The sequence below is a fragment of the Legionella beliardensis genome, from assembly GCF_900452395.1.
Taxonomy (GTDB): domain Bacteria; phylum Pseudomonadota; class Gammaproteobacteria; order Legionellales; family Legionellaceae; genus Legionella_C; species Legionella_C beliardensis.
On the sequence record NZ_UGNV01000001.1, the window covers coordinates 2,544,604 to 2,560,533 of the forward strand.

The following is a 15,930-nucleotide window of genomic DNA, read 5'->3' on the forward strand; positions in this document are numbered from 1 at the left end:
AGTTAAATTACGTTTTTTCATTCGTTCACTGCTTAGCTCTCTTAAAGCTAAAGCGACTGATTAATACATAAAAGATAGGAGTAAAAACCAAACCAAAAAAAGTAACACCTATCATGCCACTAAACACAGCAACGCCAATGGCTCGGCGCATTTCAGCACCAGCGCCGGTGGCAATCACTAAAGGAAAAACACCTAAAATAAAAGCTAAAGAAGTCATTAAAATAGGTCTAAGCCTAAGTTTCGCAGCTCTAATGGCTGCTTTAAAGCGATTTAAACCCCTATCTTCTAACTGTCTCGCAAATTCAACAATTAAAATGGCATTTTTTGAAGCCAAGCCAACTAACACTAAAAAACTAATTTGGGTCATAATATTATTTTCCATACCCCATAGTTTAATGCCAAGCATGGCTGAAAAAAGGCACATAGGCACAATTAAAATAACAGCCAAAGGCAACATCCAACTTTCAAATTGAGCAGCCAATACTAAGAATACAAATACAACCCCTAATCCAAACGCTATACTTGCTGTATTGCCTACCATTTTTTGTTGGTAAGCAATTTCAGTCCATTCAAAACCAATACCATCAGGAAGAATACGTTTAGCAAGATTTTCCATTGTAGCTAACGCCTCATCCGTACTGTAGCCTGGTCCAACATCACCTTGAACTTCAATGGCAGGATAAAGATTAAATCGAGGTACTCTAGCAGGCCCGGTATTATTGGTTACTGTTGCAATAGAACCAATAGATACCATACCACCACGATTGTTTCTAACTTTAATGCGCAAAATATCATCAACAGTATGGCGATAATCTGCGGCAGCTTGAGCAATGACTCTAAATGTACGACCTAAATAATTAAACTCATTAACAAAAAACGAACCAAGATAAACCTCAAGTGCCTCGACAATATTGCTATAAGGGACATTTAGACGTAATACTTTTTCTCTATCAATATCTAAAAAAAGCCGAGGCGTTGTATTATTAAATAGAGTAAACACGGAGGTCACTTGTGCGGTTTGATTTGCCTCTTTAATAAGCTCATTAGCTGCCTTGGTTAAAGCTGCAAGTCCCCGCCCATCTCTGTCTTGCACCATCATTTTAAATCCTCCAGCATTTCCAATTCCTCGTACAGGCGGCGGGGGGATAACAACAATAAAGGCTTCTTTAATCGAGCTTAGCTCTTTGCGTAGATTATTAAGAATTGCATCGTAAGTTATACCTCGTTGATGTCGCTCTTCAAAAGATAAAAGCGGCGTGAAAATCGCGCCTGCATTAGAAGCAGAAGTAAAGTTAGCGCCAGAAAATCCAGTAAAACTAACGGTATTAGCAATGCCTGGTATTTTTAAAATTTTAGCCACTGCCTTTTTCATTACAGCATCTGTGCGAGCTAGTGATGCAGCAGGCGGTAGTTGTACCGCGACAATAAAATAACCTTGATCTTGGCGCGGAATAAAGCCCCGAGGCACATAAGTGAATAAAAGAAAAGTTAAGCCAATTAATACTGCATAAATGATCAACATGATAAATGTACGACGAGTTAAGCGCGCAACTAATTGGCCATAGTACTTAGAGGTACGATCCATAAATGAGTTAAACCCTAACAAAAATCGATGAACTGGCCGCCGCCACCAAACTAGTTGCGACGCTTCATGATTTTGGTGTTTAGAAAATAATAATGCACCCAGTGTAGGACTTAAGGTGATTGAAACAAAAACCGAAATCGCCGTTGCGATAGCAATTGTTGCACCAAATTGTTGGTAGAATCGTCCTGAGATACCTTTTAAAAAGATGGTAGGCATAAAAACTGCGATTAACACAAGGCCAATAGCAACAAGGGCTGCTCCAACTTCAGTCATCGTTTTTTTAGCAGCATCATGAGCATTCATGCCTGCGCTTATATTACGCTCCATGTTTTCAATGACAACAATGGCATCATCAACAACAATACCAATTGCTAACACTAATCCAAATAAGGTTAAATAATTTAAAGAAAACCCTAGAAGATTCATGACTGCAAAAGTTCCAACTAACGAGATAGGAATAGCAACAACAGGAATAACCGCGGCACGCCAACTCTGCAGGAAAAGCAAAATCACTAAGATGACTAAGGCAACTGCTTCATAAATGGTATGAAAAACAGCATTAATAGATTGCTCAACAAATAATGTTGGATTATAAGCAATGTCATAAGCAAGGCCTGGTGGAAAATCTTTAACTACCTCTTGCATGGTCGCTATGATTTCTTGGGCTGTCGCTAAGGCATTACTACCTGGTCTTTGAAAAACGGGTAAGGCAACTGCTGCGTATTTCCCTAAATAACCTATAGTTCGATAATCTTGAGCGCCTAATTCTACCCGACTAATATCTTTTAAGCGGACAATTCTTCCTTGCTCAGTTGACTTAACAATAATATTTTCAAAATCTTCCTTTTTAACTAGGCGGCCTCTTGTTTGAATATTGTACTCAAAACCATATTGGGTATCTTGGGGCGGCATGTTTAATGTACCACTGGCAACTTGAAGATTTTGGGCACGAATTGCAGCTAAAACATCATTAGCAGATATATTAAAAGAATTCATCAAGTCTGGATTTAACCAGATACGCATTGCATACTCCGTTGCACCAACTAATCGTACTTCACCAACCCCTGCAATGCGCTTTAACCTATCGCGAATATTTAAAACAGCATAATTACCAATAAACGTTTGATCATACTTACCATCAGGTGAATATAAATTAACAACGAGCATTAAATCTGGAGAATTTTTATTTGTTGTAATACCAATGCGACGCACTTCCTCTGGAAGTCTTGCTTCGGCAACAGAGACTCGATTTTGTACCAGCACCTGAGCGTCATCTAAATTAGTCCCTAATTCAAACGTAATGGTTATTCGTAGTTGCCCATCATCCGTTGACTGCGAATCCATATACAACATGCCCTCAACGCCATTTATTTCTTGCTCAAGTGGCGTGGCTACTGTTTCGGCTACCGTTGTAGCATTAGCGCCTGGGTAAGACGCTTGGACTTGAATCGTTGGAGGAACAACCTGTGGGTATTGCTCAATAGGTAAATTAAAATAAGATAAGAAACCGATCAAAACAATAATAATTGAAATGACAGTCGAAAATATTGGCCTATCAATAAAAAAATGAGCTATACGCATAAGGTCCTTTTAATTAACGATTATCTCCAGTTAACTTGATAGTAATGGGCTTCACTTTCTGATTAGGCGATTGAATACTTTGAATGCCATTAATGACCACCAGTTCATTTCCTTTTAAACCGCGACGAATAATGTAATAGCCATTTTCTTGTAAAGGCCCTAATTCAACATAGACACGCTCTACCTGATTTGCTTGATTGACCACATAAACAAATTGCCGTGTTTGCTCGGTATTAATGACCTGATCGGGTAAAAGTAGTGCTTCATACTCGCTACTTGCCGCTAATCTCGCTCGGCCAAATAAACCAGGGTATATTAGTTTATTAGGGTTTGAAACCACCGCTCTAGATTGAATAGTACCCGTACCTGAGTCAATGATGTTATCTTGAAAATCGACTCTGCCACGATGAAGATAATCTTTTTCATCAGGCAGCTTAACTAAAATAGTATCAGAGCCCTTATGTTGCTGCCTTAAACGCGTATACTTCAGTAAATCAAGTTGGCTAATATCAAAATAAAAATGAATGGGGTCAATGGAGACTATTTTTGTTAAAATAGTCTCATTCATTCTAATTAAGTTACCTACACTCACAAAATAACGGCTTATTTTTCCACTAATGGGTGAGCGTATCTCCGTATATTCAAGGTTAACTTGTGCATCTTTTAATTGCGCCTCGGTTACTTTTAAATCTTGTAATCGTTGATCGACTACTTCTGCTGCCACAAAGTTCTTTTTATGAAGTTCAACCACGCGCTGATGGCGGTTCTTTGCTAAATTAAATTGCGCTTGTGCGCGTGCTAACGCATACTCAAATGGCCTTGGATCAATAATAAAAAGTACATCGCCTTTTTTAACAAATTGACCATCTTTAAATTTTATAGCCATTAAGTAGCCACTTACTCGCGAGCGTATTTCAACCTCTTCAATGGCTTGAAAACGTCCTGTGTACTCATCCCAGTCAACTAATTTTTTCTTTAAAGGGTAGGCAACTTCTACTACGGCTAAGTCTTGTTTCTTTTTAGGCTCAGTTGACCCTGAATTACAAGACAGCAGAAGTATAATAGTACTAAAGATAAAAATAGTAACAGGTGTTAAACCTTTGTGCATTCTTATCATCCCTGCTTTTTAATAAAGGCATCAAATCAATATTTTTATCAATTAATTAATTTAGTTTATATCAGTTATAATAAGATTGCTTAAAATTATTTATTTAATTCTTAAAAATAATCATCTAAAGTTAGGGCTTCCCTTGGTAGAAAAATAAGAGTAAGTTTATATGTATAGCCTTTCTCCTATGCACAAGAAGTAAATGTGCTAAATTTGCCTTATTTTTGTGTAGTGCAATTTAATAAATGTAGGGAAATTAAAACAACCCTATTATTTAGTAGGCGCTTTAACGCTGATACGGTACCTTAAAGTCATATCTATAACTTTTGCAAGCGCTCCAGAACAGAAAGAAAGGATGAAATCATGCTGAAACGCGATATTTCCACAACCAATGTTTTAATTGCATCTGCAGGTGGTATGATTGGTTCAGGCTGGTTATTTAGTCCCTACATTAGTGCACAGATGGCGGGTAGTAATTCGTTAATTAGTTGGATTATTGCTACTATTTGTATGTTTTTTATTGCTCTACCTTTATGTGAGCTAGGCGCGATGTTTCCGATTTCAGGCGGAATGTCTAATTATCCAACGTACACGCATGGCCAAGAAGTAGGATTTCTTTTTGCCTGGACATCATGGCTTTCTTATGTGGTTATGACCCCTATTGAGATACAAGCTATTTTGCAGTATTCGAGCCATTTCTTTCCTCTATTAACGGTCAATGATTCGGCAACACTTAAGCTTTCTAATCTAGGTTATATCGCTGCCATTACGATTATGTTGTTTGTCGTTTTTGTAAATTCCTATGGTATTAAAATGCTTGCTGAATGTAATAAATATGCAAGTATTATTAAATTTATTTTACCTAGTATTGCCATTTTTTCTTTTTTATATTATGCACCTAATTTAAACAATATATCCATTCATGTATCCAATAAAGAAGATTGGGTCGCTATTTTTACGGCACTGTCTGCAGGGGGTGTCGCGTTTGCTTTTACAGGGTTTCAAAATGGTTTAGTGTTAGCAGGTGAAGTTAAGAATCCACAGCGCAATATTCCTATTGCTATTTTAGGCGCAGTCCTCATCGGTTTCTTATTATATTTTATGTTACAACTAAGTTTTCTAGCCGCTGTACCCGCGAAATATTTAACTCATGGTTGGCAAAATTTAAACTACCCAGGTGATAATGGTCCTTTAGTAGGATTAACGCTGATTCTTGGTCTTACCATTGTAGCAAGCCTGTTACTATTTGATGCGGCTTTCTCACCATTTGGAACAACCCTTGTCTACACGGCAGCAACGTCTCGTATTTTATATGGCATGGCGCTTAATAATCATTTACCTAAACTTTTTTTAAAAGTTAACCGCCATAAAATACCTTATATTACGCTTTATGCTAACTTTCTTGTTGGGATATTGTCTTTTCTTCCCTTTCCTGGTTGGCAAAAACTAGTCGCTTTTCTTTCTTCAGCAAGTATTCTTTCTTACAGCATAGGTCCTATCTGTTTATTAGCGATGCGCGAGCTGCAGCCAGCAACGCCACGCCCTTTTCGCCTGAAAGGTGCCCTAATCTGTTGCCATGTCGCCTTCTATTTTTGTAACTTGATGTTGTATTGGTGTGGATTCTCCATTTTATGGAAGCTTGATTTAGCATTAATTATTGGTCTCGTGCTTTGTCTTGCTTATCGCCGCAAAAGCCTCTTTCAATGTGATTGGCGTTTATTTTGGTTTTTATTTTACATGATCTCATTATTGATGATTTCTTATTTAGGCTCTTTTGGTGGCCTTGAAATACTACACTTTCCGTTTGATTTAATCGTTATTTTGCCTTTAAGCATATTAGTACTGTCACTATCACAACGTTTATTAAATAAAACAAATCATGAGCCTGTGCAGTGGGATTTAGAAGAAGCAGCCTTGTGAGCTGTTTTAAATATAGTGCTCCTTATAGGCTGCTCAAGATTATTTGTCGATAGTCAAATTAAAGCTATTTTGTTATAACAACAACTTGATTTATACCAAATAAATAACTAAGTGTAACCATAGCCGTATGTAACCTAAAATTACTTAAGTTTAACTTTTGTGTTGCCCAAGTTAATCTCCCATAATCTGAGGAGACTGAGCCTAAATCTTGATAGTCATAGCTGAAAGAAAGTGTAGTCCGAGCATTTAAAGCAATGTCAATTCCTGCGCCAGCATGATAGGCCAAATGATTTGTAGTGTTTGCTCCAAATGCTGGGTTTATTCGGGGCAGCACATTAGGAAATGCTGCTTCACGATACCTATCACTATGATTCCAAGCACCACCAAAACCTGCAGTTATATAAGGAGAAAAGCTGTAATATTGCATTAAATTGAGCTTTGCAAATATAGAACCTACATCACTACTAATTTCCCAGTTATAGCTATAATTTTTAAACTCCCCAAGTGAATATTGGGTCAGCGTATTGCCGAGATTTTCTCTAAAAAAATGTTGATAACGTAAACCTAATGACCAACTAGGAAACCATAGACGATTTCTAAACCAACTATACCCACCCGCCACAGTTATAAGCGCCATCCCCTCTTCTCTTGTAGTCAGTTTATCAGCATTCATTGGCCAAAGATCATCAGACCCATTACCTACGGCGATATCATGAGTAAGCCTTGGCTCTGCATAACCTCCTCCAGCAGTGACAAACCAGCCTGAGTAATCTGTCCCTAAACGAGTATATTGTAAAGGTGAAACGATTTGTGGGGGTGGAGAGGGTGTGGGGGCAGGTTCTTTGGTCACATCAACTTTAGGCCCTTTTAATTCATAGAGAAATTCTGCATAGCCATTAAAACTTGCACCAAAAATCGATAGACCTATTGCAAAACTTAAACGATACCTCCTGGCGTACTTCATTGTATATCCTTAAGAATAAAACCCAAACCTTGGTTAGCTATTAATTTTAAATAATTTTTAAAAGAAGTCTATTTATTTAACATGAGTTTTCTTCTAGCTTGCCTTTCTACGCAAAGTGCTAGGTAAGCGCGACAGAGTAAATTGGTATAATTGCATTTATCTGGATAATTTACAGATGAGATCTAAGAAATCTTCTGTCCTTAAGTGTAACTTATTGTCTAAATAGCCTGCTTCGCTTTCCAGAAATGTATTAATTACATTAACACATTGATTACATTTTAAGTGCTTAAAATTAAATATAAGCTCACCTGCTTTAACAACATCTTTATAGTCTTTACAATTTAGGTAAGACTCATACCTTTCCCTATCACCATATGTTAATAATGCAATACGTTTCATATGTTGAAAGGGGCACCACTGCTGTTCAACAATTTGGAATTGATTATATTTTTTGGTAATGCTATCTAGAAATGACTTTATAGGGGGTGACGCTTTATCATAAATTTCTGGAAATAACGCCCTTGATGAGCTAGGTTTTTTATCGGCAAAATAATTATCTCGTTCTAACATGATCTTAATATGACTCGTACAGGCGAATAAAAATTTTAGTTTTCTTAATGTTTTAATATCTAAGTATTTTTCATTATAGTCCTCATCATGCTCATTTATAGTTGCTATCGCAAAGGTACAGTAACCATTAACAATCGAGCACCAGTCACACCAAGATTTAATTAAGGGGCTAAAATTAGCACGCGTTAATGAGATATAGTCTTCTAATTTTTTTTGTGAATGCGCTGATAGTGTTTTCCCAGTTTTTACTATCGATAAAAAAAGATAAATATTTAAGTACATAGGGCTAACAAAAAAACCATTAACTAGCATTTTTAGCGATCGTTTTTTATCAAAAAAAAAAGACTTATTGAAATGATTTTTAAAATTTAAATTAATTTTAAAAAATTCTAGCATATATTTATGAACAATCACTTGCTCGGAAAAAGAAAGCATTATTACCCCCTGTTTTCTAAGTATTTATTCAAAACATAAAGTACTTACACTTATAAATAAGTTTATTTCATAACTAGCATTTTTGCCGCAATGGTTATTATTTTACTCATAGAAAAATACTTATTACCTTTTTAATTAACATAATTTTAGTTGAAATAAAATCATTATGAATGGGGGTAAAAATACCTTGTTGTTTCAATTTAGACTTTTATAATAAGGCCAGTATTTATAAAAGAGATAACGATTATGCCTAAAGTGATACCTATATTATTTACTAATGCGAATCCCTTAACTGTAGCGCAATTAAAAATACTAACAAAAGCCGGCTCAATCTTATCTAGCGAATTTGGTTTTGAAGTGCCTAGATTAATTATTTCACCTATTAATGACGCCTATATTCAACAGAGAATATATCCTAGAATTGAATTAAATGGCAAAACATATCACCGCTTGCGTTTTTCTGCGAAAGAAAGATTAGCCCTCGCTCAAGCCACAATACAAGATAATGCTGACGAAGCAGCTATAGATGTTGAAATAGATATCGCAGCTTTTGAGCTTAATCATACTGTACTCCCTAATAGTTTACCAAAACGAGGCTATATTGAGCATTGGGAAATGTTAGAGTATTTGCAGTGCGCTGAGATTGAACGATGTCAGCGTGCAACCATCGAGCCGACCTTATATATTTTAGTTGCCGGGACTGATTTAGCAAATCAACGGGGTAATTGGAATGATCTTTCACCAGCCATACCTTGCATGCTCGCTACTCGCAGCACAGTGGATAATGAAACGGGTGAATTAAAGCAGCAAACTAATCTGCAATCACCTAGTGATTATTTAAAGCGCTTAGGCTATGAAGGTACTGCTTTTAATCATTTTCAATCGCGTGTTTTTAAATACGTTGAATCTCCATATGCTAACTTATCTTCTACCACATTCGCTGAATGCAAACCAGAGGCTTTAAATTTAATGGGAGATAAGGCATTTACTAAATTAGTCTCAATTTTATCTAATTGGTCGAAATCTGAAGTACTCAAAGAAAATGTACCCCAACAAGTAGAAACAGCTAAAACATCCTTAGCACTTATAAAGAAATATGCCCTAGAAGGCATATTAGGTGAAAATAAAAACGCCATTATTCAACAAATATTTCCGGGCGATCTAAAAGCGCCTGCTCTTTTTACAAAAATAAAATCATTTTGCGCCGCTTACTTCAAAGAAAATATCGATGGTTTACAAAAAATAAATAATATTTTTAATCAAGATGTAACTGATCAAACGCAGACTCAAGATGAAGTTGTTTCACAATTGATAGCCTTAGCAAAATGGAAAAAGTCTGATTCTAATTTCACCAGTTTTTTTCACCATACTATACGTCATAGATTACCCGAAGTAGAGAAATTTTATCAAATCCTTGCCTCTCTTAATGAGGCCGACTCAAAATCATGGGATAAGGTTATCCAGGAATTAACTGATTTAACAGAAGCAAGCCCTAAAGCACCTGACCTTCCCGCGCTCATTTGTTAATTTTTGGATTAAGTGTAGTTGAAACTAAATAGAGCTAATTTAAATCAAACTAACTTGTCATCTCCACTTAACTTGTCACCTTCGCCTAAGTAACCATAGCCTGGGAGTAGGCCCATAGCCGTCAGGCTAAGCAAATAGCTCTCTTAGAACCGTAGAAAATAATATGCTTAGAGTACTTACGGCCTCACAGCAGAGGTAAGTTTGGGCGCTTTTTGGAACGTGGTTGTGCATGGACGCACAACATCGAGCCGCATGGACGGTTTCGGCGCTTCCAAAAAGTGCCCAAACTTACCTCTGCCTGCATCGATCTTGACTCTTGGCCGCTTAGCCTGACGGCCATGGGGTGCAGGCCCAAAGGGCCGGAACCCGGGTTTCACTTCGTTACCCAGGCTACATACCTAATTTTCTACGCAACAATGCTGCAAAGTCCTAAGCAGCGCTAGCAATTAATTTATTTACCATACCTAGTATTTAATTCCAAAAAAAAATATGATGGTTAAATTCATTCTGCACATCATAATCATAAGCAAATGTGCATCGCTAAGAAAATAAGCTAGTCCAGTGTTTGAAGTCTGCTAGGAATAAAATAATTGCCTAGGGCCTGTTGTTTAGCAAATCTAAGGAGGGATGAGGTAAATGAAGCTTTTACAATATTATAAAGCACTAAGCCTGCTATGTTTTCTTAGTTTAAGTACTGTATTTGCTGCCAAAGATCCTATTGGTGTTAGCCTATCACCAGCCGGTGGCTTTCCTCTCCAAACCCAATTAGGCGGTAATTACACTATTTCTTATACTTTAGTAAATAATTTACCTACGAAAAAACGAGTAAACGTTTTTGTCTATAAGCAGAAAGGCAATCTATTTGTTGTTAATAATCAATGTAACACTATTTTAAATCCCGCTGGCCGTGCGGGTAGTGCATGCAATGTCAGTATTAATTTTATACCGACTGACTTTGGCAGAGCGACTATTCAACTCGCAATGCAATATGATAATAACATTGTGCCTATACCACCAGTAAAGACACGCGTAACATCTAACCCACCACCACCTCCACCGCCCCCACCAGTTACGGGCGTCATTACTTGGCCTGGCAGAAATCAAGGTACGGCGCTAGTCGATGCGAATGGTAATGGTGTTGGCTCTTTTGTTGCTAATGCTTTTGATACTACAGGCCAACCTGTTATTTATACCTTTGGCTTAAATGGGCCAGGCACTATTCTGGGCAATCAAAATGGCTTTTTTCTTTTATCAAATGCTATAGGCCAAAATGAAACAGCGCAAGTCACCGCAACAGCCATTGATGCCTTGCCAGTGGTGGGCGGACCTATTCCTATTGTAAGGAGTAATATTCCTGCGAAAAGAATTGCTATCTATAATAATAGCCCTATTCCCATTTATCCAATTATTGAAACGCCTATACAACCTGTAGATCACTGGTTACAAGCCCAGTTTCAAGTTACAAATATTAATACCGACACCTTTGAGCACACTAACCTTTATCGTGTTTATATTAATCCTTTGACAGGCGGCATCCCACCAGGTAGATACGCTATTGTTTCCGTGCCATTTTATTCAGCTTTAACGACTAACCCTACACCGAGTACGCCTGATCAATATATTGATTGGTGGAACGCAGTTCGCGTTTATCTTTATGACTATTTCCCAAGTCTTGCAATCGCTTATAATGCTGACCGGCAAAATCCCGTGACACCGCTCACGCCTGCATTATTTTGCGAAATAGGCTCAGCTTGCTTAGGCCCTTTACCTACTTACGCAAGTACCACCGGCCTGCCATTAAATTCTCCAAGTCAGCTTACTGAATATACATTTGCTAATGTCGTAACGGGCTTAAGCGTACCTTATCCTATAGATAGAAATTATGTAGATTATGACATATCCTACGTTGATCATACTTATCTACCAGTCGCTATGGAGTCTTATGGTAATAGTATGATTGGTTATACAGGTACGGTGATGGATCTCGTTAATTTTCGATCAATTGTCCATAACTTTATCAACACCGAGCAATGGCCAATCTATGTCGCTACACCACAATACCCTGCTCCTAAAGTTCCTGGCACTTATAATGTATTAATAGGTAACCAACCCTTAACGGAGCCTAATACTACGCAAACAGTCGCTGAGCTTACTACTTATTGGCTATCTTGCCTAAATAATATTGCTCATCCTCGCCATCTACAGTGCCTTAATGTCAATGATTTGTTTACTAAAAACTATGCCAACTATCAAACATTATGCTTGGATAATACCCCTTTAAGTACCTTAAATTTACTCCAGCATGTGTATGGCTGGGTTGCTTTTACTTGTACAGGGGTTACTAATAATTTAGCCTCAACGCCTGGGGCAAATTACACACAAGCTGAGAATTCTTACCAAATACTCCAATATACGCCACCATTTAATCCTTATGTGCAACTTATTCATAGCGCTACTTATCTCAATATGAACGCTTATGCATTTTCTATTGATGATGCAGTAGGAAATATGAATGTCCGGGGAGCAGGTGTTGTGATTGCGATAGGTGGTGCTCAGGGCTTACCTAATCCTAATCCATTCAATAAAAATGCAACGGCAAACGTAAATTTAGGTGCACCCGTATCGGGAGGCGCTTCGTGGCTATCGTATGGTATTTGCTCGGCAACTCCTAATCAAAATTTTGATCAAGGTGTCTTTTCATTTCAAATTCAAACAGTCACTTATCCCTGTGTTATTACCCTGCAAGATAGTAATAATCTTATCTATCGTTTTACAGTATTAGCACCACCACCCTTTCAAGGCGGGAACACATCAACCTACATTAACTGCAACCTAAGCCCACCAAGTACGCAAGCTTGGTGTCAAGGGATTAATATTGATTTTAATACTCGACATGATATTGATACACCATCACCCGTCATCTAAGCATTTCCTGGATGTGGTCTCTAATATGAATGTGACCTAAAAGATGCAAGGTATCTTTTAGGTCATACAATAGTAGGTATGATTTTAGAGCTGACTTTGTCGATTACATAACGTGCTATTTGAATTTAAACCCGTCTTCTTCTGGTGTATCATTTGCAGGCACTTGATTTAGCGTAATTTGTTGGATTTTCTTTTCAATGGCAGAAAGCTCATTATCAACAGGTTTGCTAATCGCATCAAGTATTGCAGCTTGCTCTTTAACCTCTTCACTTATTGCTGCAAAATCTTCTGAGGAAATATCACCTTCTGGCAACGTCTCTCCCATAGCTGCTTCGTCGCCTACACTAGAGGCTGAAGCGTCAATTTGTTTTAACTTATCATTTCTTATTTGATTAATTTCTTCTACTGATTCTGGTGTTCTAGGAACAGTATATTCATGTGGGTCACTGGCTCCTATTTTCGTTCTAAGGATTATAGGAGAATTGTTAAAAGATGCACGATGCACATCTTCTGCTTGGCGTATTACATGGCCATTGCTCGATTCTAAAATTCTATTGACTAGTATGCCTTTTTTTTCCCATTCCTCAAGCATCTTATTATTAATTAAAAAATCGGCAAGTATCTCATTCGCAGCAGTACATAAATTTACATCCGCAATAAACGTTAAACTAGCGACGGCTTGAATACCGCCTAGTTCCTCTATAATTTTTTCTAGCTTAGATAATATGGCATTTTCTATATTTTTTAAGACTTCATTATTCTCAATATTTAAATTAGCTTCTGTAGGTGATGGAATTAACACACCCCTTTTTTTTGCTCTAATTTTTTCTACATTATAACCTGATTTACCCATCATACTGTTATGATAGCAGCTCACTAATACTTCCTGATTATTGCCTAATCCGTAATAAAAATAAGCATCTCTTGGCATGATTTACGTTTACTTTTAACAAAATTTATTTATTTTATTGTAATAGGAAATAATTAAGGGAATATTAAATTATATAAGGGAGTTTTAAATAAGTAACTTTTTCTTATTAAATCTAAGCATCTAAGCTTCAAACTGTGCTCTTAATGATTCATATTTTCGTTTAAATTCTTTAATTTTTTCTTCAGGATTTGTTTCTAATAATTTTTTCTCTAAAAAATTAATATTATCTTTTAAAACTTGCAATTCAGTATCTAATTTTTCATCAGGTTTTTCTTGTCTTTTTAATAATAAAGCTTGCTGCTTCTTTTTTAAGCCATTTAAATAACTATAAAATGATTCTAGCTTTTGTTCCCGCGTTACTAGCTCTTTTTTAAACTGATTTAATGAACGTCTAACAGTATCTTCGGGTTTAATATATTTATCAAAGAATATCATAGCTACCTGTCTGACGAGTCTTTCGTATCAGTTAATTTTAGTACAATTAGCTTAACATAGTATTAATTTATGTTGGTAAAAGAAATTTTGTTATAACTAATTGAGTTTCGTATAGAGCCAATGGTTTTAAAACCTGCATTAATCCGCAATTTGGCTCATTAATTCAGGCCTGTATTCAAAATGCATGGTATCGTAGTGATACCATTTACCTCCCCATATAAAACCATATTTTTCAAAAATTGGGATAATCTCCCAAGGAATGCTGTTACGGTATTTAACTGGAGTAGTCTCAGTAATGGGTTTTTTAGCTTTTTGTAGATCCCATTGCCAATAATTTGATTTATCGGCATTAATATCAATAGTCATGCCAAAGCTATGATTACTGAGGCGATGCGTATTAGCAATAAGCCGCCATTTAAAAGTACCACCAGGATTTTTTAAGAAAACGATATACTCTGGATGCTTGGCAACAAGCGTCTCTAACTCGTTGGAAACACTTATTAATTTTTGACTAACCTGGTTAACTGTCGTAACACGCAAAGGATAAGCGTGCCCAAATAATTTTGGCATCCAATAAATCGTTGTTAAATGCGATTTCACCTCTTCCTCAGAGTTTCCATACATTTTACGAAAAAATGGCTCATATCGTATACGACCAGGATCACTGGTCGGATGGTAGTTTTTAGGATTAGGTGGTATACCAGAATCATAAACAACATCTTTAATCTGATCGTATAAGGAGGGCTTGTCTAATTTTTCTTGCCAAGTTTTATTAGGATGGTTATCGCCGGCACTCATTTTCGTGCCATCTGCCCAGACTATATAATCAGCGAAAACTGCTTTTATATGTTCGGGATAGGCTTGTTGTAGGCGAGTTAAATCAGCCAACGTTGTTGCATAGATATTAAAGTTTAGTAAAAAGAGGCTCCAGAATTTAATTTGCATTAGCCTAGTTAATTTAAGCGAGTATAAGCTCATGAGGATATAAATTAAATAATTAGATATAAATTATAGATTTATTTTCTTTATACACAAGATATAGTTTATCTTCTAAAAAATAGAAAGAAATAACTATGGTTTATTAATATATAACCGTTAGAAGCAAACGCCATGCTAACTCGACCTACCTCTTAAAACAGCTTTAAATTTAGACTTAGGCTCAGCCTTAAGCTTACGATTTTTTAAGTAATATATAATAAGAAAAATTGCACCCGCTGCTAATACATGTTTTAAAGTATGCCCGCTAACTAATTGCCAAGACCAATCATAAACTTGTTTATCTAAGGCTTCTGCAAGCTTTGCAAAGCTAAATAAAATAAATACGCCAATTAAGTAACGCTCACCTGTATAATTTGATGAGAAAAAAATAAAGGTCAATAAAATCATTAAAATTGGATAGGCTTGTGACCAGCCGTATAAACGTAAATCACCGCGACCTAATTGCTCACTTAGTTCCCAATAACCGGCACAAAATGAAGCAATTAAAATAGCAGGAATTAATAAATAAAAACCAACCCAGTGATTAATTCTCTCCATTATAAAGGCTGAAAAAAAGGACATAAAAATAATGCCCATAGGCAATCTATCCCAAAATAATGAAGCATTATTTGGTAACCAGTGATAATAAGCAGAGCCAACGCCTGTAAGAATTGCACCAAGAAACAACCCTATATAAGGCCATTTTAACTGTGCACTAGGTAAGTTAACTTTTCTCTGGCTGGTGAGAAGAGTTATTAAACCAACAACACCCGCAATTATGAATAGCGCGTTGGAGATAACGTTGAAAAAATTTGGAATAGCCAGCATGAGGCGTTTATCAGCAAAATCATGATAACTTAATGCTTGCGGAATAGGCGGAATTAAGGCAAGCGCAAGAGTCGTAGTGATTGAGATAACTAAAAGTACGGTAACTACTAAATAAAATGCTTTTTCATGCTGCACGCGCCTAT

The 15,930-nt window shown here is 36.7% G+C and carries 11 protein-coding genes; 3 read left to right on the forward strand and 8 right to left on the reverse strand.

Annotated elements, in window-relative coordinates; translation table 11 throughout:
- Positions 1–25: 25 nt before the first annotated feature.
- Both DYE47_RS11205 and DYE47_RS11210 read right to left on the reverse strand, forming a co-directional pair.
- Positions 26–3,166: an efflux RND transporter permease subunit gene (locus tag DYE47_RS11205; protein WP_115303367.1), complete on the reverse strand. Its 3,141-nt coding sequence runs from the start codon at positions 3,164–3,166 to the stop codon at positions 26–28.
- A 13-nt stretch (positions 3,167–3,179) separates the two neighbouring features.
- Positions 3,180–4,274: an efflux RND transporter periplasmic adaptor subunit gene (locus DYE47_RS11210; protein WP_115303368.1), complete on the reverse strand. Its 1,095-nt coding sequence runs from the start codon at positions 4,272–4,274 to the stop codon at positions 3,180–3,182.
- 363 nt (positions 4,275–4,637) lie between these two features.
- Between DYE47_RS11210 and DYE47_RS11215 the strand changes: the two genes are divergently transcribed.
- Positions 4,638–6,194 carry an APC family permease gene (locus DYE47_RS11215; RefSeq protein ID WP_115303369.1) on the forward strand — a complete coding sequence of 519 codons (1,557 nt, stop codon included), beginning with the start codon at positions 4,638–4,640 and terminating at the stop codon, positions 6,192–6,194.
- A gap of 64 nt (positions 6,195–6,258) precedes the next feature.
- Here the strand turns inward: DYE47_RS11215 and DYE47_RS11220 are convergent, their stop codons facing one another.
- Positions 6,259–7,158, reverse strand: a complete 900-nt coding sequence (locus tag DYE47_RS11220; RefSeq protein ID WP_115303370.1) for an outer membrane protein — start codon at positions 7,156–7,158, stop codon at positions 6,259–6,261.
- A 156-nt stretch (positions 7,159–7,314) separates the two neighbouring features.
- Entirely contained in the window at positions 7,315–8,163 is an 849-nt protein-coding gene (locus DYE47_RS11225) for a hypothetical protein (RefSeq protein ID WP_115303371.1), read from the reverse strand.
- 246 nt (positions 8,164–8,409) lie between these two features.
- Between DYE47_RS11225 and DYE47_RS11230 the strand changes: the two genes are divergently transcribed.
- On the forward strand, positions 8,410–9,690 hold the full coding sequence (locus DYE47_RS11230) for a hypothetical protein (protein ID WP_115303372.1): 1,281 nt from the start codon (positions 8,410–8,412) through the stop codon (positions 9,688–9,690).
- A 636-nt stretch (positions 9,691–10,326) separates the two neighbouring features.
- The gene (locus DYE47_RS11235; protein ID WP_115303373.1) at positions 10,327–12,615 is read left to right on the forward strand and encodes a hypothetical protein; all 2,289 of its coding nucleotides are present in this window, start codon (positions 10,327–10,329) and stop codon (positions 12,613–12,615) included.
- 115 nt (positions 12,616–12,730) lie between these two features.
- Here the strand turns inward: DYE47_RS11235 and DYE47_RS11240 are convergent, their stop codons facing one another.
- The 4 genes from DYE47_RS11240 to DYE47_RS11255 all read right to left on the reverse strand — a co-directional run bounded on the left by DYE47_RS11240 (position 12,731) and on the right by DYE47_RS11255 (position 15,922).
- A complete protein-coding gene (locus DYE47_RS11240) occupies positions 12,731–13,546 on the reverse strand; it encodes a hypothetical protein (protein ID WP_115303374.1) in 816 nt (271 codons plus the stop codon).
- A 120-nt stretch (positions 13,547–13,666) separates the two neighbouring features.
- The gene (locus tag DYE47_RS11245) at positions 13,667–13,981 is read right to left on the reverse strand and encodes a hypothetical protein (protein ID WP_115303375.1); all 315 of its coding nucleotides are present in this window, start codon (positions 13,979–13,981) and stop codon (positions 13,667–13,669) included.
- Positions 13,982–14,119: 138 nt separating this feature from the next.
- Positions 14,120–14,926 (reverse strand): M15 family metallopeptidase, encoded by an 807-nt coding sequence (locus DYE47_RS11250; RefSeq protein ID WP_115303376.1) that lies wholly within the window; start codon positions 14,924–14,926, stop codon positions 14,120–14,122.
- A gap of 168 nt (positions 14,927–15,094) precedes the next feature.
- Positions 15,095–15,922 carry an alkaline phytoceramidase gene (locus DYE47_RS11255; RefSeq protein WP_115303377.1) on the reverse strand — a complete coding sequence of 276 codons (828 nt, stop codon included), beginning with the start codon at positions 15,920–15,922 and terminating at the stop codon, positions 15,095–15,097.
- Positions 15,923–15,930 lie beyond the last annotated feature (8 nt).

Excerpts from the sequence above, each read along its gene's own strand:
- DYE47_RS11205 (WP_115303367.1), bottom strand. The coding sequence starts at position 3,166 with ATGCGTATAGCTCATTTTTTTATTGATAGGCCAATATTTTCGACTGTC.
- DYE47_RS11210 (WP_115303368.1), bottom strand. The coding sequence starts at position 4,274 with ATGCACAAAGGTTTAACACCTGTTACTATTTTTATCTTTAGTACTATT.
- DYE47_RS11215 (WP_115303369.1), top strand. The coding sequence starts at position 4,638 with ATGCTGAAACGCGATATTTCCACAACCAATGTTTTAATTGCATCTGCA.
- DYE47_RS11220 (WP_115303370.1), bottom strand. The coding sequence starts at position 7,158 with ATGAAGTACGCCAGGAGGTATCGTTTAAGTTTTGCAATAGGTCTATCG.
- DYE47_RS11225 (WP_115303371.1), bottom strand. The coding sequence starts at position 8,163 with ATGCTTTCTTTTTCCGAGCAAGTGATTGTTCATAAATATATGCTAGAA.
- DYE47_RS11230 (WP_115303372.1), top strand. The coding sequence starts at position 8,410 with ATGCCTAAAGTGATACCTATATTATTTACTAATGCGAATCCCTTAACT.
- DYE47_RS11235 (WP_115303373.1), top strand. The coding sequence starts at position 10,327 with ATGAAGCTTTTACAATATTATAAAGCACTAAGCCTGCTATGTTTTCTT.
- DYE47_RS11240 (WP_115303374.1), bottom strand. The coding sequence starts at position 13,546 with ATGCCAAGAGATGCTTATTTTTATTACGGATTAGGCAATAATCAGGAA.
- DYE47_RS11245 (WP_115303375.1), bottom strand. The coding sequence starts at position 13,981 with ATGATATTCTTTGATAAATATATTAAACCCGAAGATACTGTTAGACGT.
- DYE47_RS11250 (WP_115303376.1), bottom strand. The coding sequence starts at position 14,926 with ATGCAAATTAAATTCTGGAGCCTCTTTTTACTAAACTTTAATATCTAT.